Raw genomic sequence first — 18,391 nt, 5'->3', positions numbered from 1 at the left:
AATAGTTTTTTTGTTTTGAAATCCCCATTTGTAACTGAGTATCGAAAATACACACTCTTCGTACTCTCAATAAAATCATCTTAGACTTGGATATTTCTCTACATCTATAGTACCAGGAGCAGCTCCGGGTATTTTGAAAAATCGTAGTTCCTTATTCATCAATTTAGATGATAATATATTCTCTTGGACTACTTCGGAGTCTTTATTAAGCCCTATCAAATCAAAATAATGCGCAATTTTCGAATCTAAGGCTTTTTTTGCATAATCCATAGCACTTAGACCATATATGTCAGTTATGTTGGTATTAATTTCTGGCTGCTCTAATAAAAACAAAACACTATGATAATCATCTCGACGAACTGCTTGGATTAGCAATGTTTCACCTTCATTATTTTGGTGATTAACGTTAATACCAAGATTCTGTAGATGCTGAAAATAGATATGACGATTTTTTCTTTCCTCAGAAGAACAGTCTTTTTTGAGGAGATGAAAAATAGGCGTTTCTCCCTTGGCATCTTCCAACTCCAAAGAAGCGCCGGAATTTTGTAGTAATTGAATCCCTTTAATATTTAACTCTTTCAGCATATGAGACAGTGGCGAAATACCTGAGGATAAAATCACATCAGGTGATCCCCCGAGTTGCAAACAATTGTCTAAATCGTCCATTGCTCCGGTTAAAATAGCAGTTTCTAATTTTGATTGAGGTTGTTCTTGAGTTGAAAAAAATGATAATTGATTTGTTTCACTGAGGATATCAATTGGAGTCATTTGAAATGCGTTTTTCACTTTAATGAGTTCTGAAGAAGCAATTTGTAATAAGTGATAAATACCTCGATTTTTTGTTATCGCCGCAAGATGTAAAGAAGTGTTTTGATCTTCATCCATGGCTTGTGGCTTCAAGCCTACGGATAGTAAATAACGAACGCTATTAATTTTACCATGTCGTACAGCAAAAAGGAGATGTGAGTCATTTAACGGTGTACTCTTTCCTACATTGTCTTCTGAGCTCAAAGCTAGTTGGATTAATTCAGGGGCATCTTTTAAAATTGCCTGTTGGATAATTGAAATAGTTTCATTTACATTGTGTGACTCTTCTTTAGAAGATATAGGCGTTAACTTAGCAGAACTCATTGCAATATCAATTGTATTTTGATCCAAATATTTTCCAGCACTTTGAATGCAAGCTTGAAGCATTTCCTTAATAGTAGATAGTTTAAATGGGTTACTTTGCGCTAATCCTTGTGAAAAATAAGCATTATGTATGTCATCTTTGGATTCTGACTCAATTCGAGTGGCAAGACATAAATATTTAATGACGAATTGGAAAGCTGCTGAAGCTTCTAGTGCTTTATCCTTTTTGACTAAATGAAGAGCGGCTTTAAAATATAAGTTGGCTGTAATTAGATATGCAGGAGTGCCCAACCACACAGCTTCTTTTTCAAAAGAGGGTAACAAACTGAGCAAATCAAAAAACGCCCCTTCCTCTTTGGAGGACATTTTCATAAAACAGTCATGTGCATAAGCATTGAAAGCATGATACGAATGAAAAAAAATTGCACGCTGTAAATAATGACTTTTATTTTCGGGATATTTTAATGATAAGTAATAATTCAGATAACCTAGGGTGATATTCATATCACTTAATCGTGGTGAGTTTCTAAAACGAAATTGAGGAAGATCTTTTATGCGAATGGCCTCACGTTGCGCTTTCCAAAATGCGTCAAACTCGGATAAAGCTAGTATTTTGCGAATCGTTGGATGTTGGTGACAAAACTCACTTAACTCAGTGAGTTTAAATGTGTTTAAACTAGATAGGATATCTTCACGACTCAAATCATTTGGGTCTTCAACAAAATTTTCTAACTGCGTTTTTAGCAATAATAATTTAACAGTTTGATTATTTGTCATAAAATACCAATTATCAATATTTGACCAAAATGTACCATAAAAAAGCATTTCCATCAAGAATGAAATGCTTTATCATTTTCAGCATACCTTTTATTTTGTACTGGTATCAAGCGATTATTTTTTCTCAACAGTGAATAGATCAAACCTTAAATGTTAATTCATCGTCTGGTGGCATTTTATTAGTTTCTATCTCAACAACATTATTTTTAGGCAAGCTTTTTACTGATTCTTGGCTTTTTACTACGGAATCAGAAAAACTTAAAACATCCTTTCGTTGCTCCTCTAATTGTTGCTCCTGTAGTGTTAAAACATCTACGTCTTCCCAATCTTGTTTCAGCACTGGGGCTCCAAGTTTGAGCATCGGATTATGAGCACGCTTTGGCATTGAACCATATGCTTGATGTGATTCCTTGAGCAGAGCTAAACTTTCAACTTTAGCTGTATTATAATCTGTTGCTGAAGCCCCATATTTTATACAATTGTCCAAATATTCAATTAATGCTTTTTGATTGGTATTTACTGGATTTTTCACAAATCGCATTAATACATGATTTAAATCATTCAGCCTATCCAATTTAACTGCAGCTTCATAAGCTTGGGCAAGTTTACCTTTCATCCCTACTTGCAACTCTTCAACAGTTATCAACTTCAATATTATTGGTCGTAACTTTTGTTGTATATCAAGTTGCAATTTAAGCTCAAGGTGTTTCGCAAAGCCAGGATTTCCCTTGATAGCATGCAAAGTGTCATACATTACTTCGACTTGTCGTGCAGGTTTTTCTTTATTAAGCAGGATGTGAGCTTGATAATGTCCAATTAATTTTTTAGCAAAGTTAAAATTGTTGCCAGAATAACCAGCACTCATAAGCTTTATACTATTCATATCAAGATAATCTTTCTTCTTGCTATCCGCGATAAAAGGTGCGCGTTCTGGATAGATACTGTTTTCATTGATTATTTTCAATTCTTCTTTTGGAATAATTAATGTATTTCCATTCTTTTTGCATAAATCTAAGTTAACACCCGCGCTTCGAAGAATATTAATAATACGTTCACGCTTAAACTCACTAAAAGTTAAACGCATATTCTCGCCACTCTCTTCAATAGCAGTAATCCGAATTGAGTTTCTTGTAGTCCATGGATGTCGATAAGGACGACCATCATCAGAAAATAGTACTGGATTATTAACCAGTTTTTCTAATTCCAAGGCAGGTTTTATTTCATCCTTATGTTTTAAAAAAAGTGCAGGAGTCATGGGTGCTTTATTCATACTAGGAAAATTTTTAAACATCGTGTCAAACCGATTGTTTATAGTGCCCTTAATGGTCTCAGCATCCTTTTTTAATTTTAATAATTCACCTTGCTGTTCTGTTAAGAAGGTTAATCGTTCCTTTTGCTTCCTGCCTAATGGTTCAATTTGATTAAGACTATTAATCTCTTGTTGAGTACTTTTTAGATTTGAATCATGGGTTTCGATAATGTTATCCATCATTGCATTGATTCTTTCTTGATTATTCAGAAGATGAATAACTCCATCAAATTTAGCGTCAAAAGAGGAGTCTTCAATAAGACTCCGATTTCTACCTTGATTATGACGGGAGTGGCGTTTTACCCCAGTGGGAATCATACTGAGGCGGGTATCAAAATCCATTTTATCGCTACTCATAATCACCTGATCAAAGATATAGAGATCTTTACCCCTAATGATGGCTTTGTTTTGATTATAAGCACCTACAAAATCCGTATCATTACAAAGAAAGGAAAATGCTGCTTTGTCACCAAAATCATTGAGTGTCGTGTCACAATGTAACCCATTTCCTACTGGAGTAATGGTGGAGTGATGTAAATAAGGATCGCCAATAGTTCGAATTTTTGTTATTCCACTAGGTACAATAACTCTTTGTGTTTCACCTTGTGCAAATTCTTTCATTAATTGGATATTATCAAAAGGAACATAGAGTGCGGCTTTGCCGTTATGATTCACCATGGTCGACTTGGTGGTTTCAAAACCAAGAATTCGGGCAATATTTAATGCAATTGCTTCGCGTTGCACCTCAATAGTTTTACCATGTTTTGGTAACTTAAGTATCCCTTTTGTTTTTAGTTCACAAGCTGATGTATATTCCTTAAAGGCATCATAAGGAAATTTGCTGCCTTTAATAAAATTTCCGCCCTCTTGTGTATTAAGAATAAAATTACCGCCATTCTCCACAATTTTTTGCAGTTTGGCTGTGACCTCCTCACGAGGTGTAACCGATATTTTTTCAGTGACTCCACCCGCAGATTCCGCCATCGTGCAAAATCGAGAAGGTTTTCCTTGTTCATTAGGGATATCAATAACTTCAAGCTTTGAAATTTTATCGATATTTTTTAGAAGTGACAGAATGCTCTTAAATTTCGCTTTTTCATCACTATTTTTTTCTTCTTCATGCTTTTTCTCAAACCAATCGATGGCTTCTTTGAGTTTCTTTGGTGTCGATAATATATCTGCGTTCGGTAAAACAGTTTTTACTACATTGGATAAGACTTTAAGTGCATTATCTTTTAATGTACTAAGCGCCACATCTTCACTGAGTGGTGGCGATTTTGTGACTCTGTTGGTGTAATTAGTCAGCGACTTAAACTTGAGCAGTTCAACTTCATCCTCAAGAGCGTCACCATCGTAACCAATAATATTTGGTGGAATATCATCATTGAAATCAACCGCCTGTCCTACTAGTCGAACAAAATCTTTGTATTCTGAATCCTCATGTGTAAGCTTATCTATGCTGAATAAATTAGTATTAATATATTCAATGGATTGACCAATCCATTCATAACGCTCCATATTATCAAGCCAAGACTCCTGAAACGTTTCACCATAAAGAGTTTGTAAGTAAAGTCGTATTAAAGTTTTTTTAATTTCTGGATCCATAACGCTGTTTTCTGTATAAGAGTGACCCTTATGTGAAGTTTAGTATAAAAATTCTACTTCACACGAAGCAGCAGCAACAATCAGCCCTTAACTGACGTTAATGACCTATAAAAACTTTTTAAATTTTAATGGGATAGCCCCTATATTGAAATTTCCTTAAAAAAGGAAACAGTCATTATGAGTTGGGTACCTATAATCGCAGCTTATTGTTACCTATAATCTGAGTACACCATTAAACACTCTAATGGAAGATTTATTAGATTTAAAACTATCTAAATTGAACATCGAGGCCATAAATTAATAACCTAAGGCTTAGGTGTATTTAGCTCATCATTTTCTATGGTAGTATCTTTAGGACCTAAGTTATCTTTCTGAGCCTTTATTTTCTCTGGTGTATCCATTGCACCTATCCGAGTGTTAAGAATATCGGTACGCAATTCAACCTCTGTATCTATTGCATCAGATTTATTCTCAAGTTCTTTTTCCAACTCTGATTTCGGATTTTCAATTTGTGACTTTCTGTGAATCTCATCCCATTTAGAATTAGACATAATCAACCTCAAAAAAATTACTTAATCAAATTATAGCTCATTTAATCCACAAGAACTTCTCATATAAAGATTGCTTTTATCCTAAAGCATCTAGGTTTCTAGCGGCAGCATAGCCACTGCCGCAACAACATAGAAAATCCAGTAATCAACAAAATCCTAAACCAAAAGTTCAATCTCACCATAATTTTTATAGACAACATCCAACGCTTTTAGTGACTCTAATAGCGGTTTCATTTTATGCAATGGCCAACTGTTTGGACCATCGCTTAATGCTTTATCCGGATCAGGATGCGTTTCCATAAACAAGCCTGAAATTCCAGCAGCTATTGCAGCACGAGCGAGAATAGGAATAAATTCTCGTTGTCCGCCAGAAGCCCCATTATTACCACCTGGCAATTGCACTGAATGTGTCGCATCATAAACAACAGGGCAACCCGTTTCACGCATTATGGCTAAAGAACGCATGTCGGATACCAAATTGTTATAACCAAAACTCACCCCACGCTCGCAGGCCATAATCTGGTCATTGCCTGTGGCTTTTGCTTTAGCAATCACATGCTTCATTTCCCAAGGAGCAAGAAATTGACCTTTTTTGATATTAACAGGCTTATTCATGGCCGCTACTTTCTGGATAAAATTAGTTTGTCTGCATAAAAAAGCAGGTGTTTGTAATACATCAACAACGCTAGATACTTCCAGCAAAGGGGTATCTTCATGAACATCCGTTAAAACAGGAACATCAACTTGCTTTTTTACTTTTTCCAAAATAGATAATCCCTTTTCAAAACCAGGACCTCTATAGCTGGATATAGAAGAACGATTTGCTTTATCAAATGAGGATTTATAAATAAAAGGAATTTGTAATTCACCACATATTTCTTTTAAATAACCTGCAGTTTCTAACGCTAATTCCTCACTTTCAATGACACAAGGGCCAGCAATTAAAAATAAAGGTTTACTCAAACCCACTTCAAATCCACATAATTTCATTCTTCATTTTTTCCTTGATGTTTCTCTCGAGCAGCAAGTACAAATTGTTTAAACAATGGGTGACTTGCTCTCGGAGTTGACGTAAATTCAGGATGGAATTGGCATGCCAAAAACCACGGATGATCTGCTAATTCTACCATTTCAACTAAAGAATTATCCGCGGATCGGCCAGAGATAATCAAGCCATGCTCCACTAAGCTTTCAACATACTTGTTATTAACTTCATAACGATGTCGATGGCGCTCTATAATTTGTGGTTTTCCATATACCTTACGCGCCAAAGTACCTTCTTCCAATTGGCATAATTGCGCCCCCAGGCGCATTGTTCCGCCTAGATCAGCATTCTCGTCACGAAGCTGCTTAGAACCATCTGCATCCATCCATTCACTAATTAACCCAAGTACCGGATATGGAGTATCTTGATTAAATTCAGTGGAATTTGCCTCTTTTAAGCCAATGACATTCCTAGAAAATTCAATTACGGCAGTTTGCATTCCTAAACAAATTCCTAAAAATGGGACTTTATTTTCACGGGCATACTGAATCGCTTTAATTTTTCCTTCAATACCTCGCTCACCAAATCCACCTGGAACAAGAATAGCATCGGCACTTTCTAAAAGCGATGCACCATGTTTCTCGATAAGCTCAGCATCCAAATAAACAATTTCAACTTTTGTTTGCGTATGAATTCCAGCATGCAATAATGCTTCATTGATTGATTTATAAGCATCGTTCAATTCAATGTATTTACCAACCATCGCAACTTTTACAGTCATGGTTTGAATAGCCTGCATTGCAACAACACGATCCCATTCGCTTAAATCAGCTGGTTTTGCATTAAGTCCCAATTTTCTAACCACAATATCATCTAAGCCATGCTCGGATAATATTCTTGGAATTTGATAAATACTTGGGGCATCTTCAAGAGGAATAACCCCTTCTTTCTCAACATTAGTAAATAATGCAATTTTAGCACGATCAGCCATGGGTAATATTTTTTCAGATCGACAGATCAAAATATCAGGTTGAATCCCTATAGAACGTAATTCTTTCACCGAATGTTGAGTAGGCTTTGTTTTTGTCTCACCTGAAGTAGCAATATAAGGGACTAAAGTAAGATGTATAAATAAAGTTCGTTGTGAACCTAATTCAATACGCATTTGGCGAATAGCCTCAAGAAAAGGGAGTGATTCTATATCCCCCACAGTTCCACCAATTTCTACCATTGCTACATCAAAATCATCAGCGCCTAATTTGATACATCGTTTGATTTCATTGGTAATATGAGGAATTACCTGAACCGTACCCCCTAAATAGTCGCCCCGTCTTTCTTTTTTAATAACCGTTTCATAAATCTTCCCTGAAGTAAAATTATTACGTTTTGTCATAGTTGTATTCACAAAACGTTCATAATGTCCTAAGTCTAAATCTGTTTCTGCGCCGTCATGGGTCACAAAAACTTCACCATGCTGAAACGGGCTCATCGTTCCTGGATCAACGTTAATATAGGGATCAAGCTTAATCAGTGTCACTTTAAGACCACGTGCCTCAAGAACAGCAGCGAGTGATGCAGCCGCAATACCTTTTCCTAAGGAAGATACTACTCCACCTGTAATAAAAATAAAATTTGTCATAATTGACTTTATCCTGCTCATTTAATACTTATGGAATAGAGAATATGGGATTCTTGCCAAGCCTTTTTAGCCTTGGCGAAACAAGCAAAACCTGGAGAGTTTATTTACATTTATGCTAGTTTCGGATAAAGAGTTTATTCGCCCCAGCTCTGTTTGCACTGAGAGGGTACTTAAACTTCTCGAAGTCTGAGCGATTCGAAGTAATGATTCAATCGTTTATCCCGAACTGACATTAAATTTAAGTAAACCCAAGTTTTGCGTTGCTTCACCCAGGCTATAATGAATTAAGAGCGCCACCTTTATTCAAGTAGCAGCCATTAATTGATTGCCAACAAATGCCCCATTCTCTCTTTTTTCGTTTTTAAATATCTGTGACTTTCCTTAGTAGGCTCTATCTCTAAAGGCACTCTCTCAGTTACCTTTATCCCATAACGGTCAACAGCAGCAATTTTTGATGGATTATTAGTTAATAATCTTATTGCCTCAATGCCAAAATACTTAAGCACTTGATAAGCAATAGCATAATCTCTACTGTCAACGGGCAGACCCAGTTGATGATTCGCATCAACTGTATCTAAACCTTGCTCTTGCAACGCATAGGCTTTTAATTTATTAGCTAAACCAATTCCTCGGCCTTCCTGACGTAAATAAATTAATACTCCTCCTTCTTCAGCAATCATAGAAAGCGATTGCTCAAGTTGTTTACCACAATCACATTTACAAGAACCAAAAATATCTCCTGTAATACATTCTGAATGAATACGTACCAAAGGAACTCGATTCGCAACTACAGACGGCTTAACTAAAGCAAAATGCTCTGCTTTATCCAGTTCATTTGCAAATACGGTCATCTTAAAATCACCCTTATTCTGCAAAGGAATACGCGTTGATGCCGCTGCATCGATTAACACTTCATGACGAATTCTATATTCAATCAGATCCTTGATGGTAACCAGTGGAATATCATGCTTTTTAGAAAATGCAATTAATTCATCACGACGGCTCATGGTACCATCTTCATTGATAATTTCACAAATCACCGCAGCAGGGGTCAAACCTGCTAACTTAGCCAAATCAACACTACCTTCTGTTTGGCCTGGTCTTTCTAACACACCTTTTTTCTTGGCCCGTAAAGGGAAAATATGTCCTGGAGAGATAACATCCGCTGGACCACTTTCAGGATTAATTGCTATCTTAATCGTTTGAGCCCTATCTTTAGCCGAAATACCTGTTGATACACCTTTTGCTGCTTCAATTGATACAGTAAATGCCGTACCATAAGGCGATTTATTATTTTGTGCCATCATCGGCAATTGTAATTTATCAATGAGCTCGTCAGCCATAGACAAGCAGATCAAACCACAACCTTGTCGAGACATAAAATTAATTACCTCTGGAGTTGCATATTCTGCAGCTACAACCAAATCTCCTTCATTTTCTCTATCTTCATCATCCATTAAAATAATCATTTTACCGGCTTTGAGTGTTTCCACTGCATGTTCTATTGTAACTAATGAATGCTTCATAACGCGACCTCATTTGTTTCATCCTCCCGCCAATCCAAACATGCTATCATGTTGTCTTCCATAGCATGCCAAGAAACAGTATGCGCTCGGCTAAATACCCCACTTTGTTGGTACGCTGAAATTGCATTGTGCTCCAAACTAGTGGGAACAATATATAAATAAGTTCGATGAACTAATCCTTCCCGGTGTAATGCACTAAAAAGAGCACCACCTGCTTCCACCCAAACATCATGATATCCCAATGCCCCTAAATGCTTTATTACAGCATTTAAATCCATAACCCCATTTTTTTCAGGCGTTAGATGAAAGGTACTATTGGGATAAAAAACTTTCTGCTCATTACAATGAAATATATGGCAATGAGCCGCTGTTGAAAAAACTCTAGCTTCTTGATTAAGACTTAATTGTCTGTCAATAATTGCTATAGTTTTTTTCTGTTCTTCATTGTCTAAGCGAACATTCATTCTAGGATTATCCAACTGCACTGTTCTAGCCGTAGTGAGAATTACATCAGCAGCCGCTCTCATTTGGTGAGTAAATTGTTCACATAAAGCATTCGATAGGATAACACGTTCTCCGTCAACTTGACCAATTTTACCATTTAATGTTTGTGCTATTTTAACAGTGATCCTAGGTTTTTGCGTTAAGGTCCAATAAGTATAACTTTTATAAAACTCCGTAATTTCTGCTATGGGGTAATGTATCACCTTAATTCCTCGTAAACGCAGCTTTTCTGAAGAATTATTTTGCGCAACAATCGGATTGGGATCTAAATATGCAAAAACAACCTCTTCGACACCATGATTAATAATTGCATCCACACAAGGAGGAGTTCTTCCCCAATGGTTACATGGCTCGAGAGAAATATACAAACAAACTCCTGGTGTTTTAGGAGGAATTTGTGTTAACAATAATTGTTCCGCATGTGGAGTCCCTGCACCTCGATGACATGCTTGTGCTATAATAGTTCCATTTTGCACAGCAACAGCACCAACGCAAGGATTAGGGGCGCAATGACCTTGCCCAAGACGGGCTTGTTCGAGTGCTGCGAGCAAAAACTTTTTGTGCATTATTGAGTACCTTTATAAAATGCTAGTAACTGCTCACGTATTTAATAGCTCGTCGTCCCTGAAAGCGGTCTGAGAGAACGAAAGAAGAATGAGTAGTTACAATGCGTGAATGATAACAAATTATTCAATTTTTGAGTAGCCTAATGATTAAATTGAACATTAAGAAAAACATCCACTGGATTCTGTTAATCAGTATTTTAGCCCAGTCTTCTTTCGCTGTTGAAAGATTATCACCTTATTCAACAAGTGAATTAGATCAATTGGAAAAAGAGTTTGTCCAACAAATTAATCAATCAGAAAGTGTGGAACGAAATCCCTTGGCATCCCAATATGTAAATCACATTGGAAAAAATCTTGCTCAAGCAGGCCATATTAAACCACCTGATTTCTTTATTGTAAAATCAAATGAAATCAATGCCTTTGCAGGTCCTGGTGGACATATAGGTATTAATTCTCAATTAATTCTAACCACCACTAGTGAAAGCGAACTTGCTGGGGTTATGGCCCATGAAATCGCACATGTGCGTTTGCATCATCTCTACAGCATGATAGAACATCAAAAACAAATGCGTATTCCTATGCTTGCCACAGTACTGGCCTCTGCTGCATTGGGCGTAATCAATCCTACTGTAGGAATGGCTGGAATGATGGGCGCTTTGTCAGGATTTTCTCAAGATAATATCAACTTTGCCCGCTCCAAAGAAAAAGAAGCAGATAGAATCGGAATCGATATGTTGATTAAGGCTGGATATAATCCCCATAGCATGGCTGCTTTTTTTAAAAAAATGCAGGAAAATTCACGCTATTATTATACTGCAAATGTACCAGCAATCCTGCGATCTCATCCTCTGGATGGAGACAGAATTGCTGAAGCAGATAGTCGCACCGCTTCTTTTGCTCACAAAAAGTATTCGGACTCCAATGATTATGCCTTAGTCAAAGAGATAATTCGGACCTCAGTCATACGCGATCCTAAACGCTTACTTGATTATTACGAACATCAATGTAACAAAAACACCCCTGCCCACGCCTGTCAATATGGACATGCACTTGCATTAATCAATGCCAATAAATATACCCAAGCCTCTATAATTCTGACTCCCTTATTAGAACAACACGATAATCTCTATTTTCAGATTGCCATGGCACAAGCTGAAGCAGGTTTAACACAATATAAATCAGCGCTTTCTCGACTAGAAGAAATGCAAAAAAATTATCCAGATAATTATGCTGCACTTATGGCCTATGCTGACGGTTTACTGGTTGCAAATCAAAATGAAAAAGCAACGGCTATCTTACTTAAAGGAAGTAGGAAATATAAACAAGATCTGCCTCTTTGTCGTCAGCTAGCTCAAGCACAAGCTCAAGCCCATAAAAAGGGATATGCCTATTTTACTCAAGCCCAATGCTTACTTCTTGAAGGACAAAAAAGAGCTGCGGTAGCTCAACTAAAAGTTGCTCGTAGTCTTGCAAAAACGGATCCTTATTTATTAGCAAGAATCTCTGCTAAAATTGATGAAATTGTGAATTAAATAAACTTAGACCTATTGAGCTGCAATCGTCTGAATCTTATTGCATATCTCTAAAAAACCAACCAGCACTACGCTCCAACGTTCCGCAGCTTGTCCGCGGAATCCAGGAGCACTGAACTAAAATTAATCCCGAAAATTTTCATATTGCAGCGGCAACTTGATGTCGGATTTTTTTAAAAGCGCAATAGTTTCTTGCAAATCGTCACGTTTTTTCCCTGTCACCCGTACTTTATCTCCTTGGATAGATGTCTGCACTTTGGCCTTGGAGTCTTTAATACATTTCACAATTTCTTTAGCAGTAGGTTGATCGATACCTTGTTTAAAAGTCATATTTAAAGAAAAAAATTTGCCACTGTGTACGGGTTCATCCTCCATATCAACACCAGAAGCATCAACATTTCTTTTGCTGCAGTGATTACGAAATAAATCTTCTAATTGTCTGACTTGAAAATCCGATTCTGCACGTAAAGTAACCGTAAGATCGTTTAGCTCAATACTTGCTTCTACTCCACGAAAATCAAAGCGGGTAGTCATCTCCCGTACCGCATTATCAACAGCATGACGTAACTCAACTTTATTAATTTCAGAGACTATATCAAAAGAAGGCATAATCAACTCATTTAAGTAAAAAAATATAATTTAACAAAAAACACCATACTGCACCACAATTATGAACCCAATTCTTTTTTTTATTGCATCTTATCAAAAAGAATGTTATCAAATTAATTGATTTAAAAATATTCTAATTAGTTATCAACCGCACAATAATTATGATTTATTGAGCTATCTCAAGGAGTGAGAAGAAGTATGACTAAAGAAAAACATCAATACAAAGCATCTTATCTATCCCTTCGCAATCAGGCGCGCTTTTGGCTACATTCCGAAGCTTGTTATACTGAAGAAGAACTAAACCAGAGAGCATGGATACTAAAAACTCGTGCTCACTCAGGTATTTATACTGATTATTTAGCAAATCCTAGCTCATGGTTTGCCGATGACTCACAAGCATTAATAAATGTTTATGAACATTCTTGGTTTTACTCTAATGCTTATAAAACAAGGCATATTTTAACCAGAGATGATTTCCATGTCCAACCTATTGATAGTCAACGGGTACAATGGTCCAAGTTATACGATTTAATGCAAAAAACTGGTGATTACTTATTATTAAGAAATAAAGAGCTACGTCAAGAACATCTTAATCAGCCCATAAATTTTTTCTTACTCGATCTCAATTATATTCTGAAAGGGATAAGTCAAAACCCTAACATCAAACAAACTCAAGAACAATTAGAATATCTTGTGCGGTATGTTCGTACTGTTGAAAAAAATATTTCGCCTTTTGTTGGTTCAGACAGATTATTTTTAGCAAACTTTCGCAATGTTATTGAAACCCAGATCCAGCCTCAATTAACGCAAATGCTTGAGTCACAGTTATTAAAAGATCGTCTTGGCGAACTCTCAAAAACCATTAAACAATTATCTACAGACCGTAATAGAATATTACATTTTGCACTTAATATTAATCCAGTAAACCCTCATCCTTATACCTTCGCAATTGATCAACCCGATGATTTAAAAGCCTATCCGACTCAAGCAGTGCAGGAATGCGGAAAAAGTACAGCTCTTGTAGAAAGCCCTGTATCGACATTGAAATTAACTATTGAACAACTTAAAAATTGTCCTAATTTTCAACTTATTGATATGCAAGATAAAATTTTAGATCATTATGCAAAAGCAATATCTGATTTGCATGAACTTGATCAGTTCCAAAAAGTGATTTCGCAAACTATAGATCTATTAGGGCAGGCTGGAGAAGTATATACAGTTTATCAATTTAAAGAGCAATTATTTTCCTTGCTCGAACAAATTGAACTCTTTATTGATGATTCCTCAATACATATTGATGAAATTATTCAAGCGAATACACAAGCATATCATCAAGCCATTCAGCACGAACAAAACTTATCATTTTTAAAAAAATGGCTAACCTATGAACGAGAAAAACTAAATACGTTCATACACAATCAAGATACTCTAGCACAATTCCCATCAACGACAACCGATCTCATTAAAACCAATCAAGCATTAAAAGAACATGTTCGTCAAGTTATTATTCATTTAAATGCACCTAAAGCAAAAACAACCAGTTTCGAGACAATTGCGGGGAAAGCACAAGAGTTAAATGCGTTGATAACCTCAATGCATCAATGGGTCAAAGTTCAACATGAACTCAAAGGCTTGCAACCTCCTAAAAAACCTCAAGAAATTAAACAATTATCCTCTTCTTTCTCTTACTCCCAGTCTTCTATACAATCAAAATCAAATCCTTCATTTTTTCAGGAGCCTCAGCAAAAATTCGCTGCAAGCGACATGTGCTTCATATCCAAACCTGAAAATCTTGTATATAAAACAACCTTTCAGCCACTAACCATTAACTCTGGTTCAGAAAACCCTGTTGTTCAGGAATGTAAAATTCAACACTATGAACCGGCTAATAACTATTATTGGGGATTACTTGTTTTGGTACCCATTGGGCTTCTTGCTCTTTATTTGTTATATCACTCACGAAATGAATCTGAAATAAGCGCCAAAATTCCTGGAAATAAGGAAGATTACGAGAACATCAAAACTCAAATTGACGATATGTTTGTTGAAATACAAAAGGTTAAAGATAAAGAGAATCTAGAAACGGAATATGCATATGAAAATTTTGAAGAAACATACCGACAATTAGATAAAAATTATCACGCACACGACTATCAAGTTGAAGCACTAAAGGAACTTCTTGAAGATTTAAAATATTTCTATAATGAATACTACCAAGAAGTTAAATCCAATCAGTTATTCACTTATTAAAGCCGATCTATTAATCGGCTTTACTTCAAACCTATTTTCAAAGTGGCAAACGTCGTCTTGGGAGAAATGTTCATTACCCAAAATAAACTTTATACAGTAAAAACAGACCGATAATTAATGTAACTACAGCACAAACAGTCAATTTTTCCGACTTATCTATAGTTTTATTCCAAATTTTATAAACGGTATCCGGACAATAGAGTCTGAATAAGCCACCAATAAGTATTAACCATGAGATAATAGTCACTATAACAGGCCATCCCATGACCCAAATATTATGGCTTGTAACCATTAATAGACCAAGAATTAATGTGATAATCCCAACAACCAACATCACAGCTCGTTGTCCCATTAATTCTCTCATTGCTGTTACTACAATGTCGCGTCTTATAAGTAAGAGCAGGCTCATAATCACAAAATACCAACCGATCACAGTAGCTAAAAAATTGGTATTCATCTTAATCTCCTGAAATACATCTCCTCTACTTAAATTATAGTTCAATACTTATCTTTAAAAGGTGATGAATAGAAGAAAAACAACTAAACTTAATAATATAGGGCTTGGATCAAGGATTTTTAAAATGAAAGAGCAATTTACTGCATATGTATACTGTAAAGAAGAAAAAATTGCGACCCAAACCGGAAATGATCTTGAAAAGCTTTATACTTGGATGCTGACCCAAGTCAATGGAAATTTTTATGACATACATGGTGAAATCATTGATAATCAAACCAAAGAAGTAGTTAGAACTTTCCGCAAAGCGTCTATGGAATAAAGTGAATCATACAAAGTGAGCATCTTTTGCGATCTCAAAAATCATTTTGAAAAAAACTCATTGACAAAAACAAATAAATTTTTAAAATTTATGGCCCTATCAAAAAGCAATAGTTAAGGAGCATCATGCCAGAACAGAAAAAACCATCCTTATTTAATCTATTTTGGTTGCTCAACTATATTTCTATTGCATCCGTCTCAGCCGCGATTATTACCCCCGCTTTACCTCAGATTCAAACTCAATATATCTTAAGCCCTGGTACTATTGAATGGATTGTTTCCGCATTTTTAATTGGCTATGTTGCTGGTCAACTGATTTATGCCCCTCTTGCCAATCAATTTGGACGTTTAAAAGCATTACGCACGGGATTAACAATTAATTTAGTTGGAATTTGCATCTGCTTGTTCGCTATTGGGCAAGAGAATTATTGGATACTCGTTAGTGGTCGACTCATCACTGCACTAGGATCTGCGAGCGGACTTGCATGTACCTTCATACTTATCAATGAATGGTTACCTGAATCACAACGAAAAACTGCTATGGCCTATTCAGTATTATCTTTTGCTCTGGGTATAGGGATTGCTGTAGTAATTGGTGGAGTAATTACTGAATACCTCCATTGGCAAGGGTGTTTCTGGTTTCTACTGGCACACGGCATAATCATGCTTTTAGGAACTGCCGTTTTTAGTGAAACATTAGTTCATCCTAAACCGATTCGCGTCATAACCATTATTCGTGATTATTATACTGCTCTTGCTTCTGAGCAACTTGTGATTTTTTCTTTAGTCGTTGGATGTTGCTCTGCAATATCCTACTGTTTTTCAGCAGCAGGTCCCCAAGTAGCTGAAAAATTATTAAAACTGTCTGCTGCTGAGTATGGCTACTGGAATAGTCTCAATATTGTTGGCATGCTTTTAGGAGGATTATCTGCGAAACAATTACTTGCCCGTTTATCAGCAAAGCAAGTCATTGCTATTGGTTTTTTGGGGGTCGCTTTTGGAATCGGGAATTTATTAATCATGTGGCTCCTCGAAAGCCAATCGTCATTATGGTTTTTCCTAACCACAGCCAGTTTGTATTTGTTTAGTGGATTATTATTTTCCGGAGGTTCTTTAATCGCATCAAATGCCCTTTCGGATAAAGCCAGTGCTGCCGCCATGATGAGTTTCGTCAATATGTGTTTTGCAACCTTGAGCGTCATCATCATGGGCTATTTACAAGTTGATCCTTTGGTTAGTTTTATTATTATCTTAAGTGCAATTTGGCTACTTATTGTTACATTACTGATTGTGAAAGGCACTCAAAACAAAAACTGAACTATTTTTTTATTATTTGGAGCATAAAGAGATGTCGCATAATGATATTCCACGTTCCTTGCAAAATTTTTTAGATTTAGTGAAAACTAGACCATTAGTATGTACACCTGAAGAAGTACGCAATCTTGCCGAAAAAACAGCCGAAGCCTTTGTGCTACAACCCAAAACATTTGTGCCATTAATAAGTAATCAAATAGTTAAGCTCGCTGGTCATGAAATAGCAACCCGAATTTACCACCCTGCCCCGCAAAAAAAATTACCCTTGACTCTTTATTTTCATGGTGGTGGGCATTTATCAGGCAGTATCGAAACTCATGATGCTCTTTGTCGACGAATTGCTGTTGCTAGCAATTCGGTGGTTGTTTCAGTTGGATATAGGCTGGCTCCTGAATTCCCTTACCCTGCTGGACTACTCGATTGCATTGCTGTCTTTGAACAAAGAGTATCGTTATTAAAAGATTTTCAAGTGAATACAGAGCACGTATTTTTAGTTGGTGATAGCGCAGGGGGCAATTTAGCGATTTCAGTAGGCCATAACATGAAGAAGCGCGACGATAATACGATTAAAGGTCTAGCCTTAATCTACCCTTCAGTTGATTTCTCGATGAATTATGACTCATACCAACGCAATGGAACAGGATTTTTGCTAACCCGAGAAAAAATTAAATGGTATTTTGATAATTATTTTCGAGATGAAGGGGATCGTATTCAGGCCTCGCCAATCTATTTCAAGCACTTGGAATTATTACCACCATGTTATATTGCCGCAGCTGAATATGATCCTTTATTTGATGAAGCTATTGCCTTTGCAAAAAAAATAGAGGCTTTAGGTGTTGCTGTTCAATTAGAAGAATTTAAAGGGATGATCCATGTTTTTGCTCAATTAGAACTCTTTGTGCCCGATCAAGTTTTTCAGTTGGTTGAATCTATAGGACATTTTATCAAATCATACAGTTAACTTATTCATGAAAACAAAGTACTCTAAAACGTGTCAAAACCACTATACTCCTGCCATATTAGCTCTTCATAAGTACATTCTTCTACGACAGCAAGCTTGGGCCCTACTTTTAGCCATTCGTAGAACATTTGCAAATTGTCAACGGTGCCGCAAGCAAAAACCTCAACACGTCCATCATCAAGATTTCGTGCCCAGCCACTAATACCTAACTTTCTTGCCTCCGATTGGGCAGAAGCCCTATACCATACTCCTTGGACTTTTCCAGAAACATAACAGCGCATGCATATTTGATTCGTCATAAAAATTTATTATTGGTTTTTGAATAAATACAGTTTATCTTAATTTTAAGAAAAATGG

The 18,391-nt window shown here is 36.3% G+C and carries 15 protein-coding genes; 5 read left to right on the top strand and 10 right to left on the bottom strand.

Going from position 1 to position 18,391, the window contains the following annotated elements; all coding sequences use genetic code 11:
- Nucleotides 1-75: 75 nt before the first annotated feature.
- The 7 genes from Lsan_RS15275 to ribD all read right to left on the bottom strand — a co-directional run bounded on the left by Lsan_RS15275 (nt 76) and on the right by ribD (nt 10,593).
- Nucleotides 76-1,908: a DUF5630 domain-containing protein gene (locus Lsan_RS15275; RefSeq protein WP_237762155.1), complete on the bottom strand. Its 1,833-nt coding sequence runs from the start codon at nt 1,906-1,908 to the stop codon at nt 76-78.
- A 139-nt stretch (nt 1,909-2,047) separates the two neighbouring features.
- Complete coding sequence (locus Lsan_RS15270; RefSeq protein WP_058515000.1) at nt 2,048-4,822, bottom strand: hypothetical protein; 2,775 nt, start codon at nt 4,820-4,822, stop codon at nt 2,048-2,050.
- Between the two features lie 305 nt (nt 4,823-5,127).
- Nucleotides 5,128-5,373 (bottom strand): hypothetical protein, encoded by a 246-nt coding sequence (locus tag Lsan_RS15265; protein ID WP_058514999.1) that lies wholly within the window; start codon nt 5,371-5,373, stop codon nt 5,128-5,130.
- A gap of 156 nt (nt 5,374-5,529) precedes the next feature.
- Nucleotides 5,530-6,363 carry a 3-deoxy-8-phosphooctulonate synthase gene (kdsA, locus tag Lsan_RS15260; protein ID WP_058514998.1) on the bottom strand — a complete coding sequence of 278 codons (834 nt, stop codon included), beginning with the start codon at nt 6,361-6,363 and terminating at the stop codon, nt 5,530-5,532.
- Complete coding sequence (locus Lsan_RS15255) at nt 6,360-7,997, bottom strand: CTP synthase (protein ID WP_058514997.1); 1,638 nt, start codon at nt 7,995-7,997, stop codon at nt 6,360-6,362. Before Lsan_RS15255 ends, kdsA begins: the two co-directional genes overlap by 4 nt.
- Before the next feature lie 317 nt (nt 7,998-8,314).
- Nucleotides 8,315-9,523: a bifunctional 3,4-dihydroxy-2-butanone-4-phosphate synthase/GTP cyclohydrolase II gene (locus Lsan_RS15250; RefSeq protein ID WP_058514996.1), complete on the bottom strand. Its 1,209-nt coding sequence runs from the start codon at nt 9,521-9,523 to the stop codon at nt 8,315-8,317.
- Complete coding sequence (gene ribD / locus Lsan_RS15245; protein ID WP_058514995.1) at nt 9,520-10,593, bottom strand: bifunctional diaminohydroxyphosphoribosylaminopyrimidine deaminase/5-amino-6-(5-phosphoribosylamino)uracil reductase RibD; 1,074 nt, start codon at nt 10,591-10,593, stop codon at nt 9,520-9,522. Before ribD ends, Lsan_RS15250 begins: the two co-directional genes overlap by 4 nt.
- 143 nt (nt 10,594-10,736) lie before the next feature.
- Here ribD and Lsan_RS15240 point away from each other — a divergent pair, with 143 nt between their 5' ends.
- The gene (locus tag Lsan_RS15240) at nt 10,737-12,125 is read left to right on the top strand and encodes a M48 family metalloprotease (RefSeq protein WP_058514994.1); all 1,389 of its coding nucleotides are present in this window, start codon (nt 10,737-10,739) and stop codon (nt 12,123-12,125) included.
- A 123-nt stretch (nt 12,126-12,248) separates the two neighbouring features.
- On the opposite strand, the gene Lsan_RS15235 is transcribed toward Lsan_RS15240, so the two are convergent.
- The gene (locus Lsan_RS15235) at nt 12,249-12,734 is read right to left on the bottom strand and encodes a YajQ family cyclic di-GMP-binding protein (RefSeq protein ID WP_058514993.1); all 486 of its coding nucleotides are present in this window, start codon (nt 12,732-12,734) and stop codon (nt 12,249-12,251) included.
- A 198-nt stretch (nt 12,735-12,932) separates the two neighbouring features.
- Here Lsan_RS15235 and Lsan_RS15230 point away from each other — a divergent pair, with 198 nt between their 5' ends.
- A complete protein-coding gene (locus Lsan_RS15230) occupies nt 12,933-14,984 on the top strand; it encodes a hypothetical protein (protein WP_058514992.1) in 2,052 nt (683 codons plus the stop codon).
- 73 nt (nt 14,985-15,057) lie between these two features.
- Here the strand turns inward: Lsan_RS15230 and Lsan_RS15225 are convergent, their stop codons facing one another.
- Complete coding sequence (locus tag Lsan_RS15225) at nt 15,058-15,441, bottom strand: hypothetical protein (RefSeq protein ID WP_058514991.1); 384 nt, start codon at nt 15,439-15,441, stop codon at nt 15,058-15,060.
- Between the two features lie 124 nt (nt 15,442-15,565).
- On the opposite strand from Lsan_RS15225, the gene Lsan_RS15220 reads away from it, so the two are divergent.
- The 3 genes from Lsan_RS15220 to Lsan_RS15210 all read left to right on the top strand — a co-directional run bounded on the left by Lsan_RS15220 (nt 15,566) and on the right by Lsan_RS15210 (nt 18,034).
- Nucleotides 15,566-15,760 (top strand): hypothetical protein, encoded by a 195-nt coding sequence (locus tag Lsan_RS15220; protein WP_058514990.1) that lies wholly within the window; start codon nt 15,566-15,568, stop codon nt 15,758-15,760.
- A gap of 125 nt (nt 15,761-15,885) precedes the next feature.
- The gene (locus Lsan_RS15215; protein WP_058514989.1) at nt 15,886-17,076 is read left to right on the top strand and encodes an MFS transporter; all 1,191 of its coding nucleotides are present in this window, start codon (nt 15,886-15,888) and stop codon (nt 17,074-17,076) included.
- Nucleotides 17,077-17,107: 31 nt separating this feature from the next.
- Entirely contained in the window at nt 17,108-18,034 is a 927-nt protein-coding gene (locus Lsan_RS15210) for an alpha/beta hydrolase (RefSeq protein ID WP_058514988.1), read from the top strand.
- Nucleotides 18,035-18,057: 23 nt separating this feature from the next.
- On the opposite strand, the gene Lsan_RS15205 is transcribed toward Lsan_RS15210, so the two are convergent.
- A complete protein-coding gene (locus Lsan_RS15205; protein ID WP_058514987.1) occupies nt 18,058-18,333 on the bottom strand; it encodes an acylphosphatase in 276 nt (91 codons plus the stop codon).
- Nucleotides 18,334-18,391 lie beyond the last annotated feature (58 nt).

Origin of the sequence: Legionella santicrucis (assembly GCF_001468135.1) — a bacterium.
Lineage (GTDB): Bacteria > Pseudomonadota > Gammaproteobacteria > Legionellales > Legionellaceae > Legionella > Legionella santicrucis.
This window is presented reverse-complemented; position numbering and strand designations above follow the sequence as displayed.

Bases quoted from the DNA above. Each gene is read 5' to 3' on its own strand.
- Lsan_RS15275 (WP_237762155.1), bottom strand. From the start codon at position 1,908: ATGACAAATAATCAAACTGTTAAATTATTATTGCTAAAAACGCAGTTA.
- Lsan_RS15270 (WP_058515000.1), bottom strand. From the start codon at position 4,822: ATGGATCCAGAAATTAAAAAAACTTTAATACGACTTTACTTACAAACT.
- Lsan_RS15265 (WP_058514999.1), bottom strand. From the start codon at position 5,373: ATGTCTAATTCTAAATGGGATGAGATTCACAGAAAGTCACAAATTGAA.
- kdsA (WP_058514998.1), bottom strand. From the start codon at position 6,363: ATGAAATTATGTGGATTTGAAGTGGGTTTGAGTAAACCTTTATTTTTA.
- Lsan_RS15255 (WP_058514997.1), bottom strand. From the start codon at position 7,997: ATGACAAATTTTATTTTTATTACAGGTGGAGTAGTATCTTCCTTAGGA.
- Lsan_RS15250 (WP_058514996.1), bottom strand. From the start codon at position 9,523: ATGAAGCATTCATTAGTTACAATAGAACATGCAGTGGAAACACTCAAA.
- ribD (WP_058514995.1), bottom strand. From the start codon at position 10,593: ATGCACAAAAAGTTTTTGCTCGCAGCACTCGAACAAGCCCGTCTTGGG.
- Lsan_RS15240 (WP_058514994.1), top strand. From the start codon at position 10,737: ATGATTAAATTGAACATTAAGAAAAACATCCACTGGATTCTGTTAATC.
- Lsan_RS15235 (WP_058514993.1), bottom strand. From the start codon at position 12,734: ATGCCTTCTTTTGATATAGTCTCTGAAATTAATAAAGTTGAGTTACGT.
- Lsan_RS15230 (WP_058514992.1), top strand. From the start codon at position 12,933: ATGACTAAAGAAAAACATCAATACAAAGCATCTTATCTATCCCTTCGC.
- Lsan_RS15225 (WP_058514991.1), bottom strand. From the start codon at position 15,441: ATGAATACCAATTTTTTAGCTACTGTGATCGGTTGGTATTTTGTGATT.
- Lsan_RS15220 (WP_058514990.1), top strand. From the start codon at position 15,566: ATGAAAGAGCAATTTACTGCATATGTATACTGTAAAGAAGAAAAAATT.
- Lsan_RS15215 (WP_058514989.1), top strand. From the start codon at position 15,886: ATGCCAGAACAGAAAAAACCATCCTTATTTAATCTATTTTGGTTGCTC.
- Lsan_RS15210 (WP_058514988.1), top strand. From the start codon at position 17,108: ATGTCGCATAATGATATTCCACGTTCCTTGCAAAATTTTTTAGATTTA.
- Lsan_RS15205 (WP_058514987.1), bottom strand. From the start codon at position 18,333: ATGACGAATCAAATATGCATGCGCTGTTATGTTTCTGGAAAAGTCCAA.